This window comes from Paraburkholderia sp. BR14320 (genome assembly GCF_040948665.1).
GTDB lineage: Bacteria > Pseudomonadota > Gammaproteobacteria > Burkholderiales > Burkholderiaceae > Paraburkholderia > Paraburkholderia youngii.
Map to the genome: position 1 here is coordinate 1 of NZ_JBFPKG010000024.1, position 22089 is coordinate 22089.

Sequence of the window (22089 nt, forward strand, 5' to 3'; positions counted from 1 at the left end):
TCAGATCCTTATGGATCAGGCCGCGCTGGTGAAGCTTGCCGAGCGCGGCGGCAATGCCAATGGCGAGTTCCAGGAAATAGCCAATCTCCATGGGTGCGCCGAGCAGACGCGCGAGCGGCTCGCCGCCGGGGTCCTCGAGCGCCAGCACGGTCTGGCCGCCTTCGCGCACCAGCCTCAGTGGCCGTACCGCCCACGCACTGTCAAGCTCGTCCTTCAGCCCGAACTCGTGGGCAAGACGATCGAGACTGGCGGGCATCGGCTGGTCAGCGGCAAGCCGTGCGAGCAGCACACTCTGGCCGGCCACCACCGGGAACTGTTCTCGCGAGAAAATGCGCTCGCCGTCGTCCCATAGAACATTTCTTTTCTGATCCATCGGAGTCGCAACGAGATAGGTCAAATTCTGCGGATACAGGCACTTCGGAAGAATACACGTTCCTTATGGCGGCGTCATTGGTAATGCGGATCATTATCAACGGGGGCGCAAGTAGCAGCATCATGCGTGAATCCTTTCCCCGGCATCATTTGCACGTACGGCAGTGACAGCGCGATCAGGTCCTTTTCGATCTCACCTTCGGGTGCGAACGTGGTGCAGCTACACGAACGGACGCGGCAGGCGTGGCCTTCCATCCAACCAGTTGTGCCGTGACGAAATCCATGAATACCCTTGCGCGCATTGGAATGTCCCGTCCAAAGGCATGAAGCGCATGCACGGGCACGGCCGCCAGCGCCTCGTCCTGCAGCACGGCGCGTAACCGTCCGGCAGCGAGGTCATCTCGCACGGCGATCGCCAGGATCTGCGCAATACCCAGTCCATTCAACGCTGCCACCCGCATTGCGTCGCCGCTGTCCGCGTCGAACACGCCGTCGACAGCGACAGTCGTTCCATCTGCGAAGATCACGGGATACGCGCGCCCGTTGAGCCGATAGCGCACGTGTCGATGCGCGATGAGATCCGCGATCCTCCGCGGTGTTCCGTTTTCACGCAGATAAGCCGGCGCAGCCACCAGCACCAGCGGCAACTCTGCAATGGTGTGCGCATGCAGACCGCTATCTCCTAGCCATCCTGCTCTGATCGCGATATCGAAGCCATCGCGGATCAGATCGACATGGCGATCGCTGACGCTCACATCGAGCGCGAGTTCCGGATGTTTCGTCATGAGTTGCCGGGTGAGCGGGTCCAGCAAAAGGCGCCCTAACTCGCCTGGCAGGCTCACGCGCAATCTTCCCGTGGCGGTCGCGGGAGAGCGCAGAACTTCGTCTGCACTCTCCAGGCCGCGCACGAGCGGAGCGACTCGCTCGTAGTACGCCTGCCCTTCCGCGCTCAGGAGGAAGGCGCGCGTCGACCGTTGAAACAACCTGACGCCCAGGCGCTTTTCGAGCCTCGCGATGCTTTTGGACACTGCGGAAGGGGTGGTGCCTAACGTTTGCGCTGCACTCGTGAATGAGCCAGTCTCGACGGCGCGGACGAATGCGGCAAGACCATTGAAATTTTCGACAGACATGATGACAGAACGGAACAAGTGAAATGATCATCGTGTGACTTTAGCGCCTTCGCAGCCGTTGCTACATTCCGGCTGTACGCCAGATCGGCGAAATAGGACGAGGAAAGAAAATGAATCGGCTCGCAAATAAGGTCGCCGTCGTCACAGGCGCGAATAGCGGAATTGGGTTGGCGACAGCCAGGCTGTTGGTCGAGGAGGGTGCGAATGTGATCGTGGTAGGCCGCCGGGCAGATGCGGTCAATGCGGCCGTATCCGAACTTGGAGATAGGGCGATCGGGTTGACGGGCGATCTCGCGAACCCGCAAACGCACGATGAGGTGGCCTCGCTGGTTTCCCGCCGTTTCGGCGGACTCGATATCTACTTCGCCAATGCGGGAATCAATACTATTGCGCCCTCGAGCGATGTGAGCCACGAATCGTACGACCTTCACTTCACGACTAACACCAGAGCCGTCTTTTTTGGCGTCCAGAAAATCGCACCGTTGATGCGCGAGCACGGCGCCATTCTGCTGACCAGTTCGATTGCGAGTTCGAAGGTATTCGAGGGGCACGCCGTCTATGCCGGCACCAAGGCCGCGATCGAGGCATTTGCGCGGAGTTGGGCGCTCGAATTCCAGGCACGTGGCATTCGCGTGAATGTCATCAGTCCGGGACCGGTCGATACGCCAATTTTCGGGAAACTCGGCATCGGGAGCGCCGAACGGCCCGCATTCGAGGCGGCCGTTGCAGGCCGCATTCCACTGGGTCGCCTCGGCCGTCCCGAAGAATTGGCGCGCGCGGCGCTCTTCCTTGTCAGCGACGAAAGCAGTTTCATCAGCGGCATCAATCTGAACGTCGATGGCGGTATGTCGCTGATATGAGTTGACCCGAAGCGATTAACGGCTCGTGAAATGAACGGCAAACAGCACATGCTCGTCCCGACTGGCTTGACGAGGTCTCCCCCGGCTTCGAGCGACGACTCGCTCGCATCCAGTTTCGCCACCAGCTATGCGGGCGTGATCTCCTTCCTCGCGGTAGTGAGCGAAGGCAGCTTCGCCAAGGCTGCCAGTCGGCTCGGCATCGGCCGCTCGGCTGTGAGCCGCAACGTCCAGAAACTCGAAGCGCAAATCGATGCGCGGCTCCTGCTGAGGACCACGCGCAGCACGGCATTGACACGCGAAGGCGAACTTTTCTATCAGAACTGCAACCCCGCCGTCGAGCGCATCGTCCAGGCACTCGCGGATATGCGCGAACTTCGTCAGGGTCCGCCGCGCGGCCAGTTGCGCGTCTGCTCGACGACGGGCTTCGGCCGCAGGATCGTCGCGCCGCTGCTCAGCGGCTTCTGTACGGCGTACCCCGATATTGCGCTCGACTTCATGCTCAAGGACGGCCCCGTCGAATTCACAACGGAGCGTATCGACGTCGCGTTTCGTGACGGCAAGCTGGACGACAGCCAGGTCGTCGCCAAACAGCTGATCCCGATGCAGATGATCGTGTGTGCGTCGCCGGAATATGCACGCGCTCACGGCTTGCCGCGCTCCGTCGAAGACCTCGAGATGCATCGCTGCATCAATCTCCGTCTTGCTTCCGGCCGTTTCGCCGGATGGGAATTCAAGGTCGGCGGCGTGAGCCGTAAAGTGGTCCCGAAGGCCGTGCACGTTCTCAACGATGCGGATCTGATGCTGCAGACAGTGCTTGCGGGCCACGGCGTTGCCCAGCTCGCAGCCTACCAGGTGAGCGAACTGCTGCGCGCGAAGCGTCTGTACGCGTGCCTTGCGCAGTATGCGCCCGACGACCGCGGTCATTACGCGTGCTATCTGAGCCGCAAGCATTTGCCGTCGCGCATTCGGGTCTTTATCGATTACATGACCGAGCAGATCCGCGCGCTCGATCTGCAATGTCCAACTGAAGTCGTTCCTCCAGCCTGTTGTCCTTGATTGTTGATGCGATGACAACACGGTGAGCCCGTGCTCGGGGCTACTGCCGCTCGCACATGGCGCCTAGGATTTCACCTGACGTGGAGCGCTTTTTCGGACGCTCACATTGGCATGCGAATCCGACTTAGCTTGAAGAACGCGCAACGATGCAAGAGGAGCCCGAATATGGAGGCGCAGTCGAATATTCTCGATCCGTGGCTGATGACTATTGGCATCCTTGGGCAACTGTCGGGTGAGAAGAGCTCGGGAAGCAACGTTGCATCGGAGTGGACGCGATGGTCGGAACGTTCGGCAGGAAAGCGGGCAGACGGACTCACAATCCGCTTTTTGGAGCGTGCCACGACAACGAGCGTCACGCTCGCGTGGCTGGACCCGTTGCGATGTGTCTACGGAAACCAGGAATGGCACCTGATTCGTGCTCGTCACTCAGGAGTATGTGCAGTCAGCGGTCGCCAGATCCAGTTCGACGAGTACGTTTACCGGCCCCAACGTAGGCGCCCTCAGGCCGTGAACGCAGACGCGATGATCCTTAAAGACGAATTGGAGAAGCGCTTGTAAGCGAATGCGGCAAGCGCTGCCGGGAATCGGGCTGACCGTCTTCGGGTCGCGTGCAGGCAACACTACAGGAACATGACCATGGGACAAGAAGAGGCCGGCGTTTCGGTAGCCCCAGATGCGCCGGTGCTGGGCGATGACACAGACGTCGATGGCTTCGCCGTCCCGCGGCGCACCTCATGGACGAGACGCCTCGTCAAAATCACTGCATTGTGGGCGCTCGTCGAATTTCCCATGGAATTCTGGGTCGCGCCAGACGACATGCAGCGGCTCGCGCTTGCGCTTGCCACCGTAATCTGGCTTCTTCTCGCATTTTATGTGCTCAGGGGCAGCGCGGCGGCGCGCGGCACACTTGCCTTCCTGTGTGTGTTGAGCGTTATCGCCATCGCGCCGGCGCTGCCCGCCGAGTACGCGGGGTTTCGTGTCGCGTTCTGGTTGTCGTTGGTCGAATGCGCACTGAAGGGCCTGTTATTCGTCGCTTTGCTGTCATCACGCCATACCGCCGTGTCTGGATGATGTTCGGCGCATGCGCACGATATCGCCTTATTTCTTCACCGCTGGCCCCTGATATGCCAGCGTCAGGACATTAACTCTCGACGGTCGTCAGAACGCGGGCTACAACGTCGATTGTGACGCTCGTGATGAGCGGGGGGCGCGGGATCTTCGTGCTTCCCCCTCCACCAATCTGGAAGGCGATCAGAAAGCGACTCGACATCGGTAACTGGTATGCAGAAACGTCGAATTGCAGCGCACGGGGCATTCGTTGCCCGAAATGTCTCAGGTCCAGGCTGCCCACGGGATGGTCCAGTTCATCAAAGACATACCCAGTTGCCCGTACCGGGTATGCAGCGTCACTTTGCATCGTGACGTTAAAAGTCAGCGTTGAGATGATCTGCTCATTTTCAATTTGAAATGGGGAAAAATAAGCGGCTACAAAGTCAACGTTCCAGTCGTCAGGACAGACGCAACGCTCCTGGAAGCCGGACCATCCCGCTGGCGTAGCGGCCAGCGTGGAGGGCTTGAGTCGGGTGGCTTTGACAATCGGAATCTCCGTCAGCGACTTTCCAGCTTCCCCCGTCACACAAAACGGCCTGAAGACGGAGGGAGCTGATACAACCGAGGTGCTGTCCATATCGGTTTGGGGACTGTGGTGAGAGCTAGCAGCGCAGCTAGCGCCACACGAAGTACTGGAGGGTTCAGGTGAGCGCAAAGGCAGGACGCCGCCTGCCTGGGTCCTGTCCTGGCTACAAATTGATGAGCGATTGGTCGACGGTTTGCTGGGTCTTTATCGTTTGAGCGTTGGCCTGATAGTTCCGTTGCGCCGTAATGAGCGCTACGAGCTGGTCAGTCAGATCAACGTTCGAACTTTCTTGCATAAATCCTTGTAGCACACCGTGGTTGAAAGTGCCCGGCGTGCCGATTTGCGCAGCCCCTGACGCCAGAGTTGCGTAAAACAGGTTGCCGCTTTGACTTTGAAGCCCATTCGGATTGGCGAAAGTCGCCGTCGCCACTTGCCCAATGACGAGTGTCTCCCCGTTCGTGTAACCGGCAGTGATGGTGCCGTCGTCAGCGACGGAAAGTGTGCCGTTGTAAGCGGCCGCGGCGTATCCGTCGGGGTGATACCGGGTCACGCTGTCTGTCGTCGCGGCGTACTGCGTGGTGTTGCCGAGATCGATGGCAATCGTTTGCGGGCTGGCGCTGCCGTTAGTCGTGTTCATCTCGAACGAAAGCGAACTCGAACTGGTGAGTCTCCCTGATGAATCGAAAGTCAGTGTTCCGATTTGCGTGTACGGGGAAGGCGTCCCGGTTCCATTGTCAACGGTGACATCCGAACCTTGGGGCGCTATACAGGCACTCCATTGATTGGGGGTGGCCGGATCTTTCACAAGATAAATGCTGATCTGATGCTCGTTACCTTCTGAATCGTACGTAGTAGCCGTCGTTGCGAAGTTGTAGCTCTGGTTGTTGGTAGGGTCGAACGGCGTGACTTTCGGGGTTTCATTTCCCGCGTTGAGATTGAAAGACCACGCGATCGCGCTGGTCGGCTTCGGGGGCAGATTTGCCACGGTCGCAGTCGTTAATTGAATCAGTCGTGAAGTGTCGACGACACTATTCGGACCTACTGCGTATCCCATTAACGGAAGGCCATTGCTGCTGTTAATAATATTTCCGTCACTGTCTTGCTGAAATTGACCGTTTCTCGAGTAGACAAGAGTACCTTTCTGAGAAAGCAGAAAGAAACCATTTCCTCTAATGTCGAGATCGAGCGGATTACCTGTTTGGGTAGGTGTTCCTTCCGAGAAGTCCCGGACGATCGTAGACGTTGCAACACCGATGCCGATCTGATCATTCGTCGCGCCGAGCATTGCGTTAGCGTACATGTCGGAAAAAACCGCCGTGCCTTGTTTGAATCCCACTGTGTGGGCATTTGCAATATTATCGCCGATGACATCAAGATCGTTTGAGGCGGCATGCAAGCCGCTTAGCCCCGTCTGGTAACTCATATGGTCTTCCTTGGTCGAACATCAGAGTGTGTGGTGATGTAATTCCGTCGGAGGCAGGCGGTTTCGCCCGAGGAATTCTAAGTGATGTGTTTTCCTATTATTTATGAAACTTCGTCCAAATATTTGTTCCGTATATTCATAAAATAGCGCGGCTATTGGGAATTAATGTTCTGCTTCAGGCGGTTGCTGCGGATTTCAACTGATGGAGACATTTAGCGCGACATTTGAAGCGTATGCGCGCGTTGTACGGGGAGCGTCGCATGTCCTTGCAGGACGAGTTATTAGACGCACGCGAGTGGGCGACCCGCATGCAAAAGAGGGCAAGGACGAGAGTCCTTGCCCTTGTGATCAGTGAAGTTCTAGCCGCGCTTAGCTTTGGATGAATGCGAGCAGATCCGCGTTGAATTTCTCTTTGTGCGTGTCAGTCAAGCCATGCGGCGCGCCCGGGTAGACAATCAGCTTCGAGTTCTTTATCAGCTTTGCCGATGCGCGGCCGGCTGCGTCGATAGGCACGATCTGATCGTCTTCTCCATGAATGATCAGCGTCGGGACGTCGATCTTTTTCAGATCTTCGGTAAAGTCGGTTTCGGAGAATGCCTTGATCGAATCGTACGTGTTTTTGTGGCCGCCCTGCATGCCCTGCGCCCACCACGAATCGATCAAGCCCTGCGACGGCTTGGCGCCGGGGCGGTTGAAGCCATAGAACGGTCCGGATGGCACGTCTTTGTAGAACTGCGAGCGGTTCCCCAATTGAGCAGCACGCAGGCCGTCAAATACCTCGATCGGCAATCCCCCCACGTTTGTGGGAGTTTTCAGCATCAACGGCGGAACAGCCGACACGAGCACGACTTTTGACACGCGTCGAGTACCGTGACGGCCCAGATAGCGTGCAACCTCGCCGCCGCCGGTGGAAAAGCCAACAAGTACGGCATCCTTGAGGCCGAGCGTTTCGAACACCGTCGCCAGGTCGTCGGCATAGGTATCCATTTCATTGCCTTTCCACGGTTGGCTCGAACGTCCGTGGCCTCTGCGGTCGTGCGCCACGGCGCGAAAGCCGTGCGACGCCACTAGCATCATCTGCGATTCCCAACTATCGGAGCTAAGCGGCCAGCCGTGACAGAACACCACGGGGCGGCCTGCACCCCAATCCTTGTAGTACAACTGAGTGCCATCTTTCGACGATATGTAACTCGAGAAGTGTCGGTGGTCCGCTTTCGATGCCTGCGGTGAAGCGACGGCTGGGCTTGCCTGAACCGTACCCGGGAGCATGGCGGCCGCGGCACCGCCGATCAACAATTTTCGACGTGTGGGTTGTTCATTCACCTTACTGCTTTTCATATTCATCCTCGTTGTTGAGCGTCTGCTCTGAGCGGGTCTGGTTTCGTTGACCATGGCGATCGCACGAAGTCATGCTTCAGCAGCGCGAGAGGAATGTTAGGGGGGCATCCCGACGAAAAAAAGGCTGAAAGAAGGCAACGTCGTGTTGCATCCGGAAACATCAAAGGACGCGACGCTAATCGGCTCTTGAATGAGGGGCCACCCCGATCTGGCGCGGCCGAATACAGTTACCGAAGGCAGGGTGTCGATATTGCGCCGACGGAAGTAGCGCTTCCCGAGGTTTCCGATAGAAGTATCTGATTCACAACGCTAACCGGATCGCTTGCTCGTCGCAGTCTCGATGGCAGCTGCCAGGTCGTTGGCACCCAAAGGCTTGATCAGAAGGGCACAGGCTCCGGTCGCGAAAGCTTGACGATGCAGTTCGGGCGTCGGATATGCGGTGATAAATATCGTTGGTATGCGCCACCCGTTTTCAATCAGGCGCACAGACAATTCAATGCCCGACAATCCCGGCATTTGAACATCTGAAACGATGCAGTCGGGCTGAGTATCGCCGGTATGTGCCAACACCTCGGCGGCCGATTCGAAGGTCACGACATCGTAGTCAAACGATCTGAGCAAGGTTGATAGACCCGATCGAACCGAGGGATCGTCGTCAACGACCCAAATTACCTGTGACGCGCGCAATTATCTTTCTCCCTGTCCGCGCCGATTGCGCGGAGTGGCCATCGCGTCCAGCGGATGAATGCGATCATACCCGACGGGTGCGCCGCTTAAAATCATACGCAGGTATATATAGGGGCAGTGCTGTTTGTCGGTAGAATGTTAGTAGCCAGTAAGTCGTGAGCTACTGTCGGCGCTGCTTGTGATACCCGCTCCGACCGCACCATTAGCTTACAATTACATCTCATTCCGAAAGAGCGACTATTCCCACTGACGGACCTATGCATTGTGTACACCAGTACGGGGAAAGGAACGCGAATGGAGAAAAACGTTTTTCCGGCCGTGGCTAGCACAGACGGTGCAATCGTCTATGTAATCGACGACGATGCGTCAATGCTCTCGGCACTATCCAGCTTGTTGCGTTCGTGCGGATATTCGGTGCGAACCTTTGAGCGGATCCGGGATTTCATTTCGGCCGAAAAACCAGGGGTTCCAAGCTGCCTGCTAGCTACTGGACGTCCGCCTGCAGGGTGAGAGTGGTTTGACGTTCCAGTTGAGTGCGCGAAACCATCAGGTCGACATGCCAATTATCGTCATGACTGCCCATGGCGATATTGAAATGTCAGTGGAGGCCATGAAAGCCGGCGCCGTTGATTTCTTGACCAAACCTGTTCGAGAGCAACGTGTTATCGACGCTGTTTCGTCGGCGATCGGCCGTCATGCTGAGCAATTGGAAAAATCTCTGACTAGGGTTGCGCTTCTGGCGCGTTATAACACGCTGACCGCGCGGGAGCGTGAAGTAATCTGGTTCGTCGTGAAAGGGTTTTTGAACAAGCAGATCGCTGCTGAAATGAACCTGAGCGAAATCACCATCAAGATGTACCGTGGCGCTGCGATGAAGAAGCTTGAAGCGCTATCGCTTGCCGATCTGGTGAGAAAGATGGAGATCGTCAGATCGGCGGAACGCGGACGGTATTGACGGTTAGGGTCCAGGCGGTGAAGTCGTTACGAATTCTCCCGAGGAGTTGCGGATCAAAGGCGGCCCAGATTCTTGATCCGACTGTCTGAGAGCGGAATCTCTCACGCCATCGTGTGTGTACTCCACCAGGCCGCACCCATGGTCTGGCACACGCGACTTCGATTCATTTTGCCGGTTGGACGCTCATCTTCGGCAAGAGCCCACCGGGGCAACGTCGATTGATGTTCTTCGATGCAACGCCGTGTTGCCCTCTTTCCACCTTCTTCTCGTGGGGACATCCCCCTAACATTCGTCTTGCGGTGCTGAAGCGTGACGTCTTGAAACAGCAACTGCCAGCGCTCGGTGCAATCACTGCAGCGAATGGCAAACGCGTTATGCGATCCAAAGTTCTCGCGGTGAATTGAAAGGCCGTCTCAAGTACGAGGTTCAACCGAACCGTCGCGTATTTATTTTCCATCTGCGTATCGGAGCAGCTTTTTGCCGCTCGCCGGCGCACACCAATGAGGACATTTATGTCAGAACACGTTTACAAGAAGGTGGAACTGACCGGTTCGTCGAAGAAATCGATCGACGACGCGATCACCACAGCGATCGCCAAAGCATCGGAAACGCTGCGCAATCTGCACTGGTTCGAGGTCACGGAAACACGTGGCCAGATCGAGAACGGCAAGGTCGCGTACTGGCAGGTGACGCTGAAGGTCGGCCTGCGCGTCGAGGACTGAGCAGCTGCCGCACAACTCGCTGGCGCCTGACGTCGCGCAAACCCGAACAACGATCCAGTGTGAGTGAAAGTTGGAATCGAAAACAATATCGGTGGCATCGCACCACGGCATTCATGCCGATGTCGCCGGGAACCGAAAACTTACGGCCCCCCGCACCGCCGCTATTTCAAGGAAGCACTGAATTGATGGGCTTTCTATTGGCGCGACGCAGGAAAGGAGATGCACGATGAGAATGGCTACTGGAAGACGGTCAATACTTCCAGGTCTGGTGATTCTTCTCGCAGGCTGTGCTGCTTGTGGAATGCCGTATGCCGGGCCACGCCTCGCCTCGACGGAGTGCCGCGACCTGGTGGCGCTCAGAGAAAACGCGCACCCTACCATAGAGCAACGCCATAGCGAGCTCACTACCCTCAGGAAAGCGGGCTACGCTGCGTCAGCGTGGTATGACGATCCATATTATCCGGACGATCTGCAAGCGGCACAGCGCCTGGTCGACTCCTGGTTCAAAACAGAGTGCCAGCAGCTTTAATCCGGCTGAGATAGACAGGCCGAGTACTGACAAGGGCATTCCGCGCGCGGAACGAATAACCTGCTGCTGACGTTGGTACAGCGTGGATGGTCCAAGTGATCCGCAAAGCCCGACTCACTGGTGAGGAAAGTCATCCTCATTGCAACGAGGGCTTACTCGTCCTGACGCTACTTTCGCGACACATCCACACCAGAGTAGTCCGGATCGTTCTTTTCGGGGAAAAAGGGTATGCGCAACTACCATCCAATCACGCAGCGCGAGTTCGAAATCCCGGACAATGCGACGTCGTTGATGTCGACAACCGATGCGCAAAGCTACATTAGCTAAGTGAACGCTGCGTTCATTGAGGCTAGCGGTTTTTCACGCGATGAAATTCAAGGTCAACCTCATAACCTTGTCCGTCATCCCGACGTGCCGCAGCAGGCGTTTGCCGACATGTGGGCGATGCTCAAAGGAGGAGAGCCGTGGAGCGCGCTGATCAAGAACCGGCGCAAGGATGGCGACCACTACTGGGTACGCGCGAATGCCATTCCGGTCGTGCGCAACGGCCAAACGTCGGGCTACATGTCAGTGCGGACTAAACCCGCGCGAGAGGAAACCGAGACCGCCGAGTCCCTTTACCGTGCGTTTCGCGAGCACAAGGCGAGCAAGCGGCGCTTTCACAAGGGCCTGATTGTTCGCACGGGCCTGATGGGATGGACCTCTATCCTCAAGACCATGCCGGTGCGCCGGCGCATCCGGTCTGCGTTGCTTGCGGCTGCGCCGTTCATTCTGTGCGCGGCCTGGCTCTGCGGCGTCAGGGAGATTTCGCTGGTGGCGGGGTTCTCTGCGTTTGCCCTTGGATGCCTGCTATGCTAACTCGGCCTCATGTTCCGGTGGCTCATCGACGACGTAAGCGAACAGGTCATAACAGTCCAGAGCGCGATCAACGAGATCGCACAAGGCAACAACGATCTCAGCGGGCGCATGGAGCAGGCGGCGTCGAATGTGCAGCAGACGGCGGCTTCGATGGCGCAGATGACAGCGACGGTGAAGAGCAACGCCGAAATCGCGATGCAGGCGAACATGCTTTCGGGTTCCGCTAGCGATGCAGCCGCAAAGGGCGGGAAAGCGGTAGCGGAAGTCATCAGCACCATGAATGGAATCACCGCTAGTTCGAAGGATTACGGACATCATTGGCGTCATCGACCGCATAGCGTTCCAGACTAATATCCTGGCCTTGAATCCAGCCGTTGAAGCTGCTCGTGCGGGCGATCAGGGGCGGGGATTCGCGGTCGTTGCCGGGAAGTCCGTGCGCTTGCACAATGTAGCGCGAATGCGGCGAAAGAGATCACGAACCTCATCTCGACCAGCGTTGAGAAAGTCGAGACGGGGTCCAGCCTGGTCGACGACGCCGGTAAGACAATGGACGAGATCGTGACGCAAGTGAAGAGAGTGTCGGATCTGATCGCGGAGGTCAGAGCTGCAACGGAAGAACAAAGCAGCGGCGTCTCCCAGATCGATCAGGCCGTGAGCGATCTCGACAACATCACGCAGCAGAACGCAACGCTGGTCGAGAAAAGCAGTGCCGCTTCGGATAGCCTCAAGCAGCAGGCGACGAGACTTGCGGAGGCGGTGAGCGTCTTCCGATAAAGTTTTCGCGCGTTCGGAGTGCGCATCTCATGCGGCTTCCATGATCAATGCGGCTTCGCAAGCACGGAGTGTCGCAGGTCAGCTAACGCTTTGTTGATCAACCCCGCACACACCGAAACCCCGCATACACATACTGATAGTGCGGCTGAAACCAATTGCGAAATTCCGGCCGCAGCATGCACAGCGCGGTACGCGCCGAACCGCCCTTCAGCACGTAATGCTGTCCATCGAAGAAGTTGGCCGAATAGCCGGGATAGAACGGAAACGCTTCGAACCCCGGCAGCGCTTCGAATAGCGTCGAGGTCCATTCCCAACCGTTGCCGAACTGACCTTCCGCACCGAACGCGCTGACGTTGTCCGGATGCGCATCGACGGGTCGCGGGTCCCAGCTGCGGAAATCGAAGTTCCCCGATGCCGCGTGCGGCGCGCCGTGCGCCGCGCGTTGCCATTGCGCCTCCGTCGGCAGGGCTTTGCCGGCCCAGCGCGCGTAGGCGCTCGCTTCAGCGTGACTCACGTAGACGGGCCAGTCGAGCGGCAGCGGCACGTCGTCGAACATCGTGCGCAGCGTCCATGCGGTGCGGCCGTTTTCCAATGTGCGTTGCGACCAGCCGGCCGGATGCTCGATGCACTCCGCTTCCTTCCACGCCCAGTCTTTCGGCGACCACCACTTCGGCTCGCTATATCCGCCGTCTTGGAGGAACTCGAGGAACGCACCGTTCGTGACCATGTATCGATCGATCTCGAACGCGGGCACCTCCACGCCCATTTCGCCGAATTCATTGTCCCAGCCGAAACGGCCGGCCTCGCGCGGCATGCCGAGCACGGTCGTGCCGGCGGGCACGCGGACCATCGACGACAACGCGTCGCGCTGCTCCGTGCATGTCACGACCGGCTCGCGCAACGCGGTGTTTTTCTGCGCGAGCGGCAACTGATGGAGCATGTACGCGAGCGTTTCCGCGTGCATCAACCGATGCTCGATCGCGACGTTCAGCAACTGCACCGCCGCTTCGTCGTGCGCCGGGTTGCCGAGTTCGGCGAGCGCGGCGTCGATCTGCCGGCGCGCGCGCGTCGCATACTCGCGCACGGCGTCGAGCGACGGCCAATCGCTGGGCTGATCGGTGGGAAAGCCGCCGTCTACCGGATCGATGCCGAACGCGAACAGCTGGTCGAGTTCCGGTGCGAAAGCCGGCAGATCGAACAGACGCTGGTCGAACAGATTGCGATCGAACGCTTCGAGATGGCCGATATAGAACACCACGCGATGACGCTCGCGAATCGGCCGTTCATAGAGGTAGTCGGGTTTGACGATTGCAAACAGGTCATCGGTTACTTGACGCGCGTCGTGCAGGCGCTGCACGAGCAGATGATGCGGGGCAGGGTCGCGATTCATTGGGGCCGGGTCTCCATGCAACACGGTCGCCGTGGGGGCGGTCTGAAAACTTTACCCCCTTGCAGACGGCGTGCCAAGACGAACCGCGCGACCGTTCAGCCCGGGCCAGCCGCTCAGACCTGCCGCAAGCCTTCCAGATCGACGATGTGAATATGCTTGCCCCGCGTGTCGATCAGGCCACGCTTTTGAAATCTTGACAGGGTGCGGCTGACCGTTTCGAGCGTCATGCCGAGGTAGCTGCCCATGTCTTCGCGTGTCATGCGCAGGTTGAATTCCGACCACGAGTAGCCGCGCTGCGCATTGCGCTGCGACACGTCCAGCAGGAAGGCGGCGACGCGTTCGTCGGCGGACAGCGAGCCGAGCACCATCATCTGCGCGGCCTCGCTGACGATCTGCGCACCCAGCAGCTTGTGCATGCGCTCCTGGATCGAACCGATTTCGCGGCATAGCTGCTTCAGCGCACTGTATGGAACGATGCACACCGTGCTGTCTTCCAGCGCGACGGCGCTGCACGCATGGATGTCCGCGCTGATGCCGTCCAGCCCGAGCGGCTCGCCTGCAAGACGCAGGCCGGTGACCTGCTCGCGGCCGTCGCGGTGGACCATCACGGTCTTCATCGAGCCGGAACGCAGCGCGTAGATGCTGTCGAAGCGGTCGCCGCTGCGATACAGCGCTTCGCCGCGCGGCACCGAGCGCGCCGAACAGATCAGCGTTTCGAGCTTCGGCAGTTCCTCCGCCGACAGCCCCTGCGGCATGCAGATCTGACGCATCGAACAACTGGAGCAGCGCGCGGCGGTGCGTGCGGTGGCGCGTCCCGCCATGGACTCGCGGCTGCCGCTCGCGGCAGAGCCGGCGGAGCGGGTCGAGGAACGGGGCACAGCGGTGGGATTCAGCATGTTCTGCGCGCGATTGATATTGGTAGTGGTGAAATTGTCCCACCCGTTATGACCCTCAACGGGCGGCAAAGTGACGCGTTCGCTGCTTCGCTTTCCGAGCGGCGGTGGTGCCTCGACGAAGGTGGAAAGGTGAGCCGCCGCGGCTTATGTCGACGTCATGGCTCACCGTCTTGCGCGTGATGACCGTGTCAGACGGGTTGCTTGTCGGCGCCCGCGGCGGACGGCACCAGCAGAACCGGCAACGTGGCCTGGCGCACGCACCGTTCGGCGACGCTGCCGAGAATCAGCCGCTGGAAGCCACGCCGCCCGTGCGTGCCCATCACGAGCAGGTCGGCGTTGAATTCGGCGGCGGCATGCAGCACGATCTCGGCGACATCGCCGAGCGACGAAGCCTCGGAAACTCCCGGGTCGCCCTTCACACCTTGCTCGGCCATCACTTTCGAAAACTCGGCGCGCAGCTCCTGGCCTTCCTCGATCAGGCGGTTGCGCAGGATCGACGGGTCGTAGCCGGGCGCCTCGAAGTACATCGGCGTGTTTTCGACGACATAAAACGGCCGCAGCACAGCGCCATTGGATTTGGCGAGTTCGAGCGCCGCTTCGAACGCACGGCGCGAGGTATTGCTGCCGTCGACCGCTACAAGGATGCGTTTGTACATATCGGCTCCGCGTCAAAAAAGCGTCTGCCACATTGCTAGCCGCGGCAGGGTTTATTGATCTTTTATACCAATGAAGCTTAGATGATTGCCGGAAAAGATGCACTCGACCAGGATGTAAATCAAACATTTGCCAAATATTCAGGCCCGGCGCGGACAAAATGGCGGCCGCGGCGGCGCGCGCGAGTGGCCTTGCATGCTTGCAAACCGCATAAGTTTGCTGAAGCTGAAACAAGGTTGGCCTTACAATCAGGCCATATTCAGACAAGCTGGCCAGTCCGCTGATGAACGATCGAAAAACTAAGGGCTTACCCGACCAGATCTACGGCGACATTCTCAACCGCATCCTCGAAGGCGAGTACAAGGAAGGCGAGCGGTTGCCGACCGAGCATGCGCTGGCGGAGCGTTTCGCCACGTCCCGGCCGACCGTGCGCGAAGCGCTCGCGCGATTGCGTGCCGACGGCATCATCTCGACGCGGCACGGCTCGGGCACGACCGTCGCGCGGCGCCCCGACCCCGATGTGCGCCGCTTCGCGCCACTCGAGACGCTGTCCGATATCCGCCGCTGCTATGAATTTCGCATCGTGACCGAAGCGGGCGCCGCCGCGCAGGCGGCGCTGAAGGCCGACGCCCAGGACATCGCCGCGATCCAGCATGCGTGGGACGAGCTCGAGCGCATCATCGAGGCGCAGGGCATCGGCGCGAAGGACGACTTCCTGTTCCACCAGGCGGTCGCGCGGGCGTCGAAGAATCCGTTTTTCATCACGGTGATGTCGTTCATCGAGGAACAGATCCTGTTCAGCATGAACCTGTCGCGCAATCTGTCGCTGGTCAAAACGGTGGAGCGGCAGCGGCTGGTGCAGGCCGAGCACATGGCGGTGCTCGACGCGATCCGCCGCAAGGACTCGGCGGCCGCGGGCGCCGCGATGCGCGCGCATCTCGAGAACGCGCTGGAACGGATGTTCGGTTCCTGAGCCGACGCGCGCGGGTGAAGGTGTCGAGATTTTCGGTGACGCCACGCTCCGGCGCTGCTCAAGCCGCGTCGGCGACCGGCCCGAATAGCGAGGTCAGCGTTTTCGCGCTTACCGCCACGTCGAGCGCGATGGCCCGCTCGACGCCGATCTGCAGCGGCGGCCCGAGCCGGCTGATATCGAGCCCGGCACGGCGCAGCATGCGCTCGATCGGCGTGGTGGTCACCGTGACGTAATGCGTAATGCCCATCCGCTGTGCGAAACGCATCACTTCCTGAATTGCGCGGATTGTCATATCCGTGAAACCAAAAGACTGTTCCTCCCCGTTGGTTTCGATCGCCCAGCGGCTCAGTTCCCAGATATGTCGGCCGACCGGCGCGGCTGCGCCATGCAGCAGTTGCGGGAAGGTGTCTTTGAGCATGTTCGGACCTTCGGTCGGCATCAGTCGCCAACAGCCGCGCAACCGTTCGTCTTCGCCCTGAATCAGCATGTAGTACGGCCCGAGCGCGTCGTAGCCGTCTATCTCCATTCCCGCGATGGTCGGAATTTCCCAGCCGAGCCGGCCGTGAAAGACCCGGGCGCGCAGCCGGTACATCTCGTTGATCAGTTCGTTGTCGAATTCCTGCCGGAGTCCAATACGGATCGTGGTTTGCATGACGTTCTCCTGTGCGTGTTGGGGGCTGCCAGATACGCAGGAAAACTTATGCATTCTGAATCTTTGCGCCACCTACCTACCTGGATAGGTGTGGATGCTTATCGGGTATCGCAAAATTCATCCATGTAACCGCCCCCAACCTACAAGGGTCCAAAATGGAACTCCTCGACAATCACTGGCAACCGCAAACCCACCTCCAGGCGCGCCCCTCGGAGGTCTCTTCGGCAGTGGATCGTGTTCTGATCATTGCCTACCGGAAGAAGAAAAAAGAGAGCCAGCGTCGTTTCTGGGCTCGCTTCGGCGTCACGCAGTCGCGCGGCAGCCGCTTCGAGTCGGGCGCGGAGATCCCGGCGCCGGTGTCGATCCTGCTTGGCCTTTACTTCATGAAAACCGTGTCGGATGCCGATCTGGGTCGCGCCGAGCGCGTGATGTACAGCCGCGACGCGGCCGCGCTGCTCAACCCGGGTCAATAAGCCCAAGCTGGGCCGCGATCACGGCGGCCGCGCGCCGTGAATTCACGCCGAATTTCGCCCTGATGTTTTTCATGTGGAAGTTCACCACGGCTTCCGAACAACTCAGGATGTGGGATATCTCCCACGTGGATTTGCCGCGTGCGGTCCATTTCAGGCATTCGCGCTCGCGCGGAGTCAGCTTCGGCATCAAGCTCTGCGCATGCGAATCCAGATGCTGTTTGCTGGTGTCGATCACGAGGTCGCGCAACAGCACGAGGTTCGGCAACGCGGCGTTCACATGGCGCCTGAACCCGTCCGACGGCTTGTCGTCATTGACGAAGCACATCATGCCGGCTTCCTGATTCGGCCCGTGAATCGGCAGCGTCACACCCGCACCCAAGCCGTATGAGCGGGCTTCCTCGTACAGGGCTTGCTGTGGCGGGGTGGCGAAAATCTCCGGCGTCCAGATCAGCGGCGCGGAGCGTGACAGGCAGTGCGCGACCGTCGGGTCGATATGTACCATGCCCTGTTCGTCATAGGTCTGCCGCCATGCGGGCGCGTAAGTGCTGCGCAGGTAAGCGTCCTCGAGACGCATGGTGGGCCGGGGCAGCATCGCGACCAGTATCCTGTCGAAGCCCCACGTTTCGGCGAGGCCCGTAATCGCGCCGAACCATTCCGCCTCGTCGGCGGCGTCCAGTAGCGGTGCCATCTGCTCGATAAAGTGTAGCGACAATTTCTTGGCTCTCTCAGGCTCGCAAACATCCCATTCGCGGTTATTGGCAGACAAACTTCGGTCCGCTCTTTTGGTCCGCATAATCTATCACTAAAAACTCGAAAGCAATGCGCTGGCGCTCCGCGGGGTAAACGATAGCAGCCATGTGATAGCAGGGACGGCGTTGCCTATTATTATGCTGATTGAAATAGACCTTTAACCCGCCCGGGGTGTCGGGCGAGAAATGCGGCTAATCCGCATCCGGCTACCGCATTTTAATATGTTTCATTGACAGCATTATTTCTTTCGTGCTTCGGAATTAATCGCATTTATTCGATTATTTGGGAAAGCGGGTTATTTGCGCGTCGAGTCGGTCTTGGCAAAAAAGCGCCTGCGCCGTTTCCATGCGGGCTGCGGCTCCATTGTTATACAAAAGGAAATTTCGGGAGCGGCTCCCGGGCAATTCGCCGGCGGCGGCATGCTGGTGCGACCGCCATGCGCAGGTTGTTTGACGACATTGTGATGCCGATGCTACCGTGAAACCTCCGCCCAGCACGTTTCGCGCGTCAACCATCATGAACGAATCTCCGCTCGGCGACGGCGAGTTCGCCGGGTCGGTCATGGCCGTGCCGCCGCTCGCGCGTCGCGCCGACTACACGCTCGACCCTGCCCAGAATCTCGCGCTGATCCGCCATATCGAAGCGGGTGGCGTACGCACGCTACTGTATGGCGGCAACGCGAACCTCTATCACGTCGCGGTCAGCGAATACCGCGAGCTACTGGACCTGCTCGCCGAGGCCGCGAGTCCGGGTACACGCGTGATTCCGTCGCTCGGTCCCGACTACGGCAAGATGCTCGATCAGGCGCGCATCCTCGCGCAGACGCGTTACCGCACCGCGATGGTGCTGCCGCTCGGCGGCTTTACGACGTCCGAGGGCGTCGAGACGGGCCTCACGCGGATCGCCGACACGGCCGGCATGCCGCTCACCTTGTATATCAAGAGCGAAAACTACGTCGCTGTCGATACGCTCGGGCGGCTCGTCGAGCGTGGCACGTTGAGCGCGGTCAAATACGCGATCCCGCGCGACGATCCCGCCGACGATCCGTATCTGCGCCGGCTGCTGCAATGGGTGCCGGCCGCGAAGATCGTATCGGGCATGGGCGAGCGGGCGGCGCTCGTGCATCTGCGCGAATTCGGGCTCGCTGCGTGGACGACCGGTAGCGGCTGCATCGCGCCGAGCATGGTCATGGCGCTGCTGCGCGCCGTGCAAAGCGGCCGGAGCCCCGATGGCACCGATAGCGCGGACAACGACACCGCCCAACGTTTGTACGATGCATTCATGCCGCTCGAAACGCTGCGTAACGACATCTCGCTGATCCGCGTGCTGCACGATGCGATCACATTCACGGGCCTCGCTGACATGGGGCCGCTGCTGCCACTGCTCAGTTCGACGCCGCGCGAGCATCATGCGAAGATCGCTCAGACCGCGTGCACGCTGCTCGCTCTCGAGCGCGAGTTCGCGCCCACCCCATCGAACCGCTCCGACACGCAGGCAAGCATATGACCGATCACAGCAGACGCTATCCCGATCCCTCCATCCGCGTGTTCGATCCACGCTTCAAGTCGTTGATCATCGCGTCGGCGTCGGTCGAATGCCTGTATCAGGGCACGCGCTGGTCGGAGGGGCCGGTGTGGTTCGGCGACGGCCGCTATCTGCTGTGGAGCGATATTCCGAACGACCGCATCCTGCGCTGGGACGAAACGACTGGCGCGGTCAGCACGTTCCGTCAATCGTCGAACAATGCGAACGGCCATACGCGCGATCGCGAAGGGCGTCTCGTCAGTTGCGAGCACCTGACGCGGCGCGTGACGCGCACCGAGTACGACGGCTCGATCACCGTGCTCGCCGACCGCTATCAGGGCAAGCGCTTCAATTCGCCAAACGACGTGGTCGTCAAATCGGACGGCTCGATCTGGTTTACCGACCCGACCTTCGGCATCGAAGGCTTCTACGAGGGCGAGCAGCAGCAGTCCGAACTGAAGCCGTGCGTGTATCGGATCGACGGGCAGACGGGCGAGGTCTCGATGGTCATCGACGACGTGCTCGCCCCGAACGGCCTCGCGTTTTCGCCGGACGAGTCGCTGCTGTACGTGGTCCAATCGCGCGGCGAGCCGCGCAAGATCCGCGTATTCGATGTCGAGGCCAATGGCAAAGGCACGACGGTGTCGAACAACCGCGTGCTGATCGATGCGGGTCCGGGCACCCCCGACGGCTTTCGGGTGGACGTGCACGGCAATCTGTGGTGCGGCTGGGGGATGGGCACCGACGAACTCGACGGCGTGCGCGTCTTCACCGCGCAAGGCGAGCCGCTCGGCCATATCGCGCTACCGGAGCGTTGCGCGAACGTTTGCTTCGGCGGACGGCATCGCAACCGTCTGTTCATGGCGGCGAGCCACGGCTTGTATTCGCTGTTCGTCAATACGCAGGGCGTGCGCGGAGGTTGAGCAGTTGTCCGCTAACCAGACAACTTGTGTTGCAGCCACTGCGGATGCTCGGGTTTGCCCTTAATTCGCGTTACCAGGCATTGAACGGCAAGGATTTCACGTCAATCGAGCCGTTTTCGTCCAGGCCCCGCGCTCTGGACTATTTGCTTGACATCGGCTGTTGCGCTTCGCTATGTTCCCTTGGTAGAAAGATACCGTCCGCACGCAACACATCGACCAGCGGGCTTCCATACCAAGAAGCGAGGAGACGTAATGACTGTTTCGCACAGGCTGTCGTTCAAGCTGGTATCCGTCTGTATCGCCGCAAGCGCGGCGTTCGCCGTTGCCGCGCACGCGGCCGATCCGGTCACGATCAACATCGTCGACGTGGCCGGCGATCTTCAACTCACGCAGAAGGGCTTCGAGGCGTTCAAGGCCAAGAACCCGAATCTTGTCGCGAACATCACGTTCACGAACGCTCCTTCGCCGCAATTGCCCGGCAAGATCAAGGCGATGCAGGCCGCGGGACGCTCCGATATCGACCTCGTATTGACCGGCACCGACGCGCTCGCGGCCGGCATCGAACAGAACCTGTGGATCAAACTGCTGCCCGATAACGCGGCGCAGTTCCCCAGTGTGCTCGACAAGTACGCGCCGGGCCCGCGCAGGATGCAAGACCTCGCGCAGGGCTACGGGCTCGAGGTCGCATATATGCCGGCTGGTCCGCTGCTCGAATACAACCCGGCCAAGGTCAGCGAGCCACCGAAGACACCCGAGCAACTGCTGCAATGGTGCAAGGCCCACCCCGACAAGCTGATCTACGCGCGGCCGGCCAATTCCGGTCCTGGCCGCACGTTCCTGATGGGCTTGCCGTACGTGCTCGGCGACAAGGACCCGCAGGACCCGGTGCACGGCTGGGACAAGACGTGGGCGTACCTGAAGCAGCTGAACGACTGCATTCCGTACTATCCGGGCGGCACCTCGGCGGTGATGAAGGAACTGGGCGAAGGAACGCGCGACATGACCGTGACCGTGACCGGCTGGGACATCAATCCGCGCGCGCTCGGCATCGTGCCGGCCGAATTCCGCGTACAGCCGTTCGACAACATGACGTGGGTCAACGACGCGCACTACATGGTGGTTCCGAAGGGCGTGCCGAAGGAAAAGCTCGACGTGCTGTACAAGATGATGAACTTCATGCTGGAGCCCGCGCAGCAGGCATTGACCTACGACGACGGCTACTTCTACCCGGGCCCGGCGATCAAGGGCGTCACGATCGAGCAGGCGCCCGCGCATAGCCAGGAGGTGCTGCAAAAGTATGGCCGGCCGGAATACGCGAAGATGTTGAGCGATCGTCCGCATGCGATGCCGCTGAATGCGGCGGCAATGGTCGCGGCCTTCAAGAAGTGGGATACCGACATCGGCGCGCAGAAGACCCGTTAGGCCTTCACCATTGCGACGGAAAACGAGGCGAAACGCAGCGCGGCGTGAGGTAGCGCCGCGCTGCGTGTTTGCGGCGATCATCCGCGCCTCGG

General features: G+C 59.9%; 24 protein-coding genes and 2 pseudogenes. 15 read left to right on the forward strand and 11 right to left on the reverse strand.

The window, feature by feature from the left end:
• Positions 1-373 (reverse strand): hypothetical protein (locus AB3X89_RS21680; protein ID WP_368585096.1); only part of this gene is annotated, 373 nt, incomplete at its 3' end.
• Between the two features lie 175 nt (positions 374-548).
• Positions 549-1502 carry a LysR family transcriptional regulator gene (locus AB3X89_RS21685; RefSeq protein WP_368585195.1) on the reverse strand — a complete coding sequence of 318 codons (954 nt, stop codon included), beginning with the start codon at positions 1500-1502 and terminating at the stop codon, positions 549-551.
• A 110-nt stretch (positions 1503-1612) separates the two neighbouring features.
• On the opposite strand from AB3X89_RS21685, the gene AB3X89_RS21690 reads away from it, so the two are divergent.
• From AB3X89_RS21690 to AB3X89_RS21705, 4 genes are all read left to right on the forward strand, one after another.
• On the forward strand, positions 1613-2362 hold the full coding sequence (locus AB3X89_RS21690; protein ID WP_368585098.1) for an SDR family NAD(P)-dependent oxidoreductase: 750 nt from the start codon (positions 1613-1615) through the stop codon (positions 2360-2362).
• 30 nt (positions 2363-2392) lie between these two features.
• Positions 2393-3418 (forward strand): LysR family transcriptional regulator, encoded by a 1026-nt coding sequence (locus AB3X89_RS21695; RefSeq protein ID WP_368585099.1) that lies wholly within the window; start codon positions 2393-2395, stop codon positions 3416-3418.
• 165 nt (positions 3419-3583) lie between these two features.
• Positions 3584-3976 carry a DUF3331 domain-containing protein gene (locus AB3X89_RS21700; RefSeq protein WP_368585100.1) on the forward strand — a complete coding sequence of 131 codons (393 nt, stop codon included), beginning with the start codon at positions 3584-3586 and terminating at the stop codon, positions 3974-3976.
• 78 nt (positions 3977-4054) lie between these two features.
• Positions 4055-4489: a hypothetical protein gene (locus AB3X89_RS21705; RefSeq protein WP_368585101.1), complete on the forward strand. Its 435-nt coding sequence runs from the start codon at positions 4055-4057 to the stop codon at positions 4487-4489.
• 70 nt (positions 4490-4559) lie between these two features.
• Here the strand turns inward: AB3X89_RS21705 and AB3X89_RS21710 are convergent, their stop codons facing one another.
• The 4 genes from AB3X89_RS21710 to AB3X89_RS21725 all read right to left on the reverse strand — a co-directional run bounded on the left by AB3X89_RS21710 (position 4560) and on the right by AB3X89_RS21725 (position 8502).
• A complete protein-coding gene (locus AB3X89_RS21710; RefSeq protein ID WP_368585102.1) occupies positions 4560-5105 on the reverse strand; it encodes a hypothetical protein in 546 nt (181 codons plus the stop codon).
• Between the two features lie 112 nt (positions 5106-5217).
• Complete coding sequence (flgE, locus tag AB3X89_RS21715) at positions 5218-6477, reverse strand: flagellar hook protein FlgE (protein WP_368585103.1); 1260 nt, start codon at positions 6475-6477, stop codon at positions 5218-5220.
• Between the two features lie 369 nt (positions 6478-6846).
• Complete coding sequence (locus AB3X89_RS21720; RefSeq protein WP_368585104.1) at positions 6847-7815, reverse strand: alpha/beta fold hydrolase; 969 nt, start codon at positions 7813-7815, stop codon at positions 6847-6849.
• Positions 7816-8124: 309 nt separating this feature from the next.
• The gene (locus AB3X89_RS21725) at positions 8125-8502 is read right to left on the reverse strand and encodes a response regulator transcription factor (RefSeq protein WP_368585105.1); all 378 of its coding nucleotides are present in this window, start codon (positions 8500-8502) and stop codon (positions 8125-8127) included.
• Positions 8503-8796: 294 nt separating this feature from the next.
• Here AB3X89_RS21725 and AB3X89_RS21730 point away from each other — a divergent pair.
• From AB3X89_RS21730 to AB3X89_RS21755, 6 genes and pseudogenes are all read left to right on the forward strand, one after another.
• A pseudogene (locus AB3X89_RS21730) lies at positions 8797-9457 on the forward strand (response regulator transcription factor).
• A gap of 512 nt (positions 9458-9969) precedes the next feature.
• Entirely contained in the window at positions 9970-10179 is a 210-nt protein-coding gene (locus AB3X89_RS21735) for a dodecin (protein WP_368585106.1), read from the forward strand.
• A 226-nt stretch (positions 10180-10405) separates the two neighbouring features.
• Complete coding sequence (locus AB3X89_RS21740; RefSeq protein ID WP_368585107.1) at positions 10406-10708, forward strand: hypothetical protein; 303 nt, start codon at positions 10406-10408, stop codon at positions 10706-10708.
• A gap of 327 nt (positions 10709-11035) precedes the next feature.
• Positions 11036-11566 carry a PAS domain-containing protein gene (locus tag AB3X89_RS21745; protein WP_368585108.1) on the forward strand — a complete coding sequence of 177 codons (531 nt, stop codon included), beginning with the start codon at positions 11036-11038 and terminating at the stop codon, positions 11564-11566.
• Between the two features lie 9 nt (positions 11567-11575).
• On the forward strand, positions 11576-11917 hold the full coding sequence (locus AB3X89_RS21750) for a hypothetical protein (RefSeq protein ID WP_368585109.1): 342 nt from the start codon (positions 11576-11578) through the stop codon (positions 11915-11917).
• Positions 11847-12340, forward strand: a pseudogene (locus tag AB3X89_RS21755) (methyl-accepting chemotaxis protein). The gene AB3X89_RS21750 and the pseudogene AB3X89_RS21755 overlap by 71 nt, the downstream one beginning before the upstream one ends.
• A gap of 97 nt (positions 12341-12437) precedes the next feature.
• On the opposite strand, the gene AB3X89_RS21760 reads toward AB3X89_RS21755, so the two are convergent.
• The 3 genes from AB3X89_RS21760 to AB3X89_RS21770 all read right to left on the reverse strand — a co-directional run bounded on the left by AB3X89_RS21760 (position 12438) and on the right by AB3X89_RS21770 (position 15282).
• A complete protein-coding gene (locus AB3X89_RS21760) occupies positions 12438-13730 on the reverse strand; it encodes an SUMF1/EgtB/PvdO family nonheme iron enzyme (protein ID WP_368585111.1) in 1293 nt (430 codons plus the stop codon).
• Positions 13731-13843: 113 nt separating this feature from the next.
• The gene (locus tag AB3X89_RS21765; protein WP_176369513.1) at positions 13844-14500 is read right to left on the reverse strand and encodes a helix-turn-helix domain-containing protein; all 657 of its coding nucleotides are present in this window, start codon (positions 14498-14500) and stop codon (positions 13844-13846) included.
• A 314-nt stretch (positions 14501-14814) separates the two neighbouring features.
• A complete protein-coding gene (locus tag AB3X89_RS21770) occupies positions 14815-15282 on the reverse strand; it encodes a universal stress protein (protein ID WP_176106710.1) in 468 nt (155 codons plus the stop codon).
• A 281-nt stretch (positions 15283-15563) separates the two neighbouring features.
• On the opposite strand from AB3X89_RS21770, the gene AB3X89_RS21775 reads away from it, so the two are divergent.
• A complete protein-coding gene (locus tag AB3X89_RS21775) occupies positions 15564-16253 on the forward strand; it encodes a FadR/GntR family transcriptional regulator (protein ID WP_368585112.1) in 690 nt (229 codons plus the stop codon).
• Between the two features lie 58 nt (positions 16254-16311).
• On the opposite strand, the gene AB3X89_RS21780 is transcribed toward AB3X89_RS21775, so the two are convergent.
• Positions 16312-16905 (reverse strand): acyl-homoserine-lactone synthase, encoded by a 594-nt coding sequence (locus AB3X89_RS21780; protein WP_368585113.1) that lies wholly within the window; start codon positions 16903-16905, stop codon positions 16312-16314.
• Positions 16906-17060: 155 nt separating this feature from the next.
• Between AB3X89_RS21780 and AB3X89_RS21785 the strand changes: the two genes are divergently transcribed.
• Positions 17061-17378, forward strand: a complete 318-nt coding sequence (locus AB3X89_RS21785) for a hypothetical protein (protein ID WP_013092374.1) — start codon at positions 17061-17063, stop codon at positions 17376-17378.
• On the opposite strand, the gene AB3X89_RS21790 is transcribed toward AB3X89_RS21785, so the two are convergent.
• Positions 17362-18066 carry a LuxR family transcriptional regulator gene (locus tag AB3X89_RS21790; RefSeq protein WP_368585114.1) on the reverse strand — a complete coding sequence of 235 codons (705 nt, stop codon included), beginning with the start codon at positions 18064-18066 and terminating at the stop codon, positions 17362-17364. The two genes, AB3X89_RS21785 and AB3X89_RS21790, sit on opposite strands and share 17 nt — an antisense overlap.
• A gap of 578 nt (positions 18067-18644) precedes the next feature.
• Here AB3X89_RS21790 and AB3X89_RS21795 point away from each other — a divergent pair.
• The 3 genes from AB3X89_RS21795 to AB3X89_RS21805 all read left to right on the forward strand — a co-directional run bounded on the left by AB3X89_RS21795 (position 18645) and on the right by AB3X89_RS21805 (position 21997).
• A complete protein-coding gene (locus tag AB3X89_RS21795) occupies positions 18645-19634 on the forward strand; it encodes a dihydrodipicolinate synthase family protein (protein WP_368585115.1) in 990 nt (329 codons plus the stop codon).
• A complete protein-coding gene (locus tag AB3X89_RS21800; RefSeq protein WP_368585116.1) occupies positions 19631-20575 on the forward strand; it encodes an SMP-30/gluconolactonase/LRE family protein in 945 nt (314 codons plus the stop codon). Before AB3X89_RS21795 ends, AB3X89_RS21800 begins: the two co-directional genes overlap by 4 nt.
• A 252-nt stretch (positions 20576-20827) precedes the next feature.
• Entirely contained in the window at positions 20828-21997 is a 1170-nt protein-coding gene (locus AB3X89_RS21805; protein ID WP_368585118.1) for an ABC transporter substrate-binding protein, read from the forward strand.
• Positions 21998-22089 lie beyond the last annotated feature (92 nt).

Excerpts from the sequence above, each read along its gene's own strand:
- AB3X89_RS21700 (WP_368585100.1), top strand. The coding sequence starts at position 3,584 with ATGGAGGCGCAGTCGAATATTCTCGATCCGTGGCTGATGACTATTGGC.
- AB3X89_RS21790 (WP_368585114.1), bottom strand. The coding sequence starts at position 18,066 with ATGGCACCGCTACTGGACGCCGCCGACGAGGCGGAATGGTTCGGCGCG.
- AB3X89_RS21695 (WP_368585099.1), top strand. The coding sequence starts at position 2,393 with ATGAACGGCAAACAGCACATGCTCGTCCCGACTGGCTTGACGAGGTCT.
- AB3X89_RS21685 (WP_368585195.1), bottom strand. The coding sequence starts at position 1,502 with ATGTCTGTCGAAAATTTCAATGGTCTTGCCGCATTCGTCCGCGCCGTC.
- AB3X89_RS21710 (WP_368585102.1), bottom strand. The coding sequence starts at position 5,105 with ATGGACAGCACCTCGGTTGTATCAGCTCCCTCCGTCTTCAGGCCGTTT.
- AB3X89_RS21740 (WP_368585107.1), top strand. The coding sequence starts at position 10,406 with ATGAGAATGGCTACTGGAAGACGGTCAATACTTCCAGGTCTGGTGATT.
- AB3X89_RS21750 (WP_368585109.1), top strand. The coding sequence starts at position 11,576 with ATGTTCCGGTGGCTCATCGACGACGTAAGCGAACAGGTCATAACAGTC.
- AB3X89_RS21805 (WP_368585118.1), top strand. The coding sequence starts at position 20,828 with ATGACTGTTTCGCACAGGCTGTCGTTCAAGCTGGTATCCGTCTGTATC.
- flgE (WP_368585103.1), bottom strand. The coding sequence starts at position 6,477 with ATGAGTTACCAGACGGGGCTAAGCGGCTTGCATGCCGCCTCAAACGAT.
- AB3X89_RS21735 (WP_368585106.1), top strand. The coding sequence starts at position 9,970 with ATGTCAGAACACGTTTACAAGAAGGTGGAACTGACCGGTTCGTCGAAG.
- AB3X89_RS21770 (WP_176106710.1), bottom strand. The coding sequence starts at position 15,282 with ATGTACAAACGCATCCTTGTAGCGGTCGACGGCAGCAATACCTCGCGC.
- AB3X89_RS21775 (WP_368585112.1), top strand. The coding sequence starts at position 15,564 with ATGAACGATCGAAAAACTAAGGGCTTACCCGACCAGATCTACGGCGAC.
- AB3X89_RS21720 (WP_368585104.1), bottom strand. The coding sequence starts at position 7,815 with ATGAAAAGCAGTAAGGTGAATGAACAACCCACACGTCGAAAATTGTTG.
- AB3X89_RS21690 (WP_368585098.1), top strand. The coding sequence starts at position 1,613 with ATGAATCGGCTCGCAAATAAGGTCGCCGTCGTCACAGGCGCGAATAGC.
- AB3X89_RS21705 (WP_368585101.1), top strand. The coding sequence starts at position 4,055 with ATGGGACAAGAAGAGGCCGGCGTTTCGGTAGCCCCAGATGCGCCGGTG.
- AB3X89_RS21795 (WP_368585115.1), top strand. The coding sequence starts at position 18,645 with ATGAACGAATCTCCGCTCGGCGACGGCGAGTTCGCCGGGTCGGTCATG.
- AB3X89_RS21765 (WP_176369513.1), bottom strand. The coding sequence starts at position 14,500 with ATGCGTCAGATCTGCATGCCGCAGGGGCTGTCGGCGGAGGAACTGCCG.
- AB3X89_RS21780 (WP_368585113.1), bottom strand. The coding sequence starts at position 16,905 with ATGCAAACCACGATCCGTATTGGACTCCGGCAGGAATTCGACAACGAA.
- AB3X89_RS21800 (WP_368585116.1), top strand. The coding sequence starts at position 19,631 with ATGACCGATCACAGCAGACGCTATCCCGATCCCTCCATCCGCGTGTTC.
- AB3X89_RS21785 (WP_013092374.1), top strand. The coding sequence starts at position 17,061 with ATGGAACTCCTCGACAATCACTGGCAACCGCAAACCCACCTCCAGGCG.
- AB3X89_RS21760 (WP_368585111.1), bottom strand. The coding sequence starts at position 13,730 with ATGAATCGCGACCCTGCCCCGCATCATCTGCTCGTGCAGCGCCTGCAC.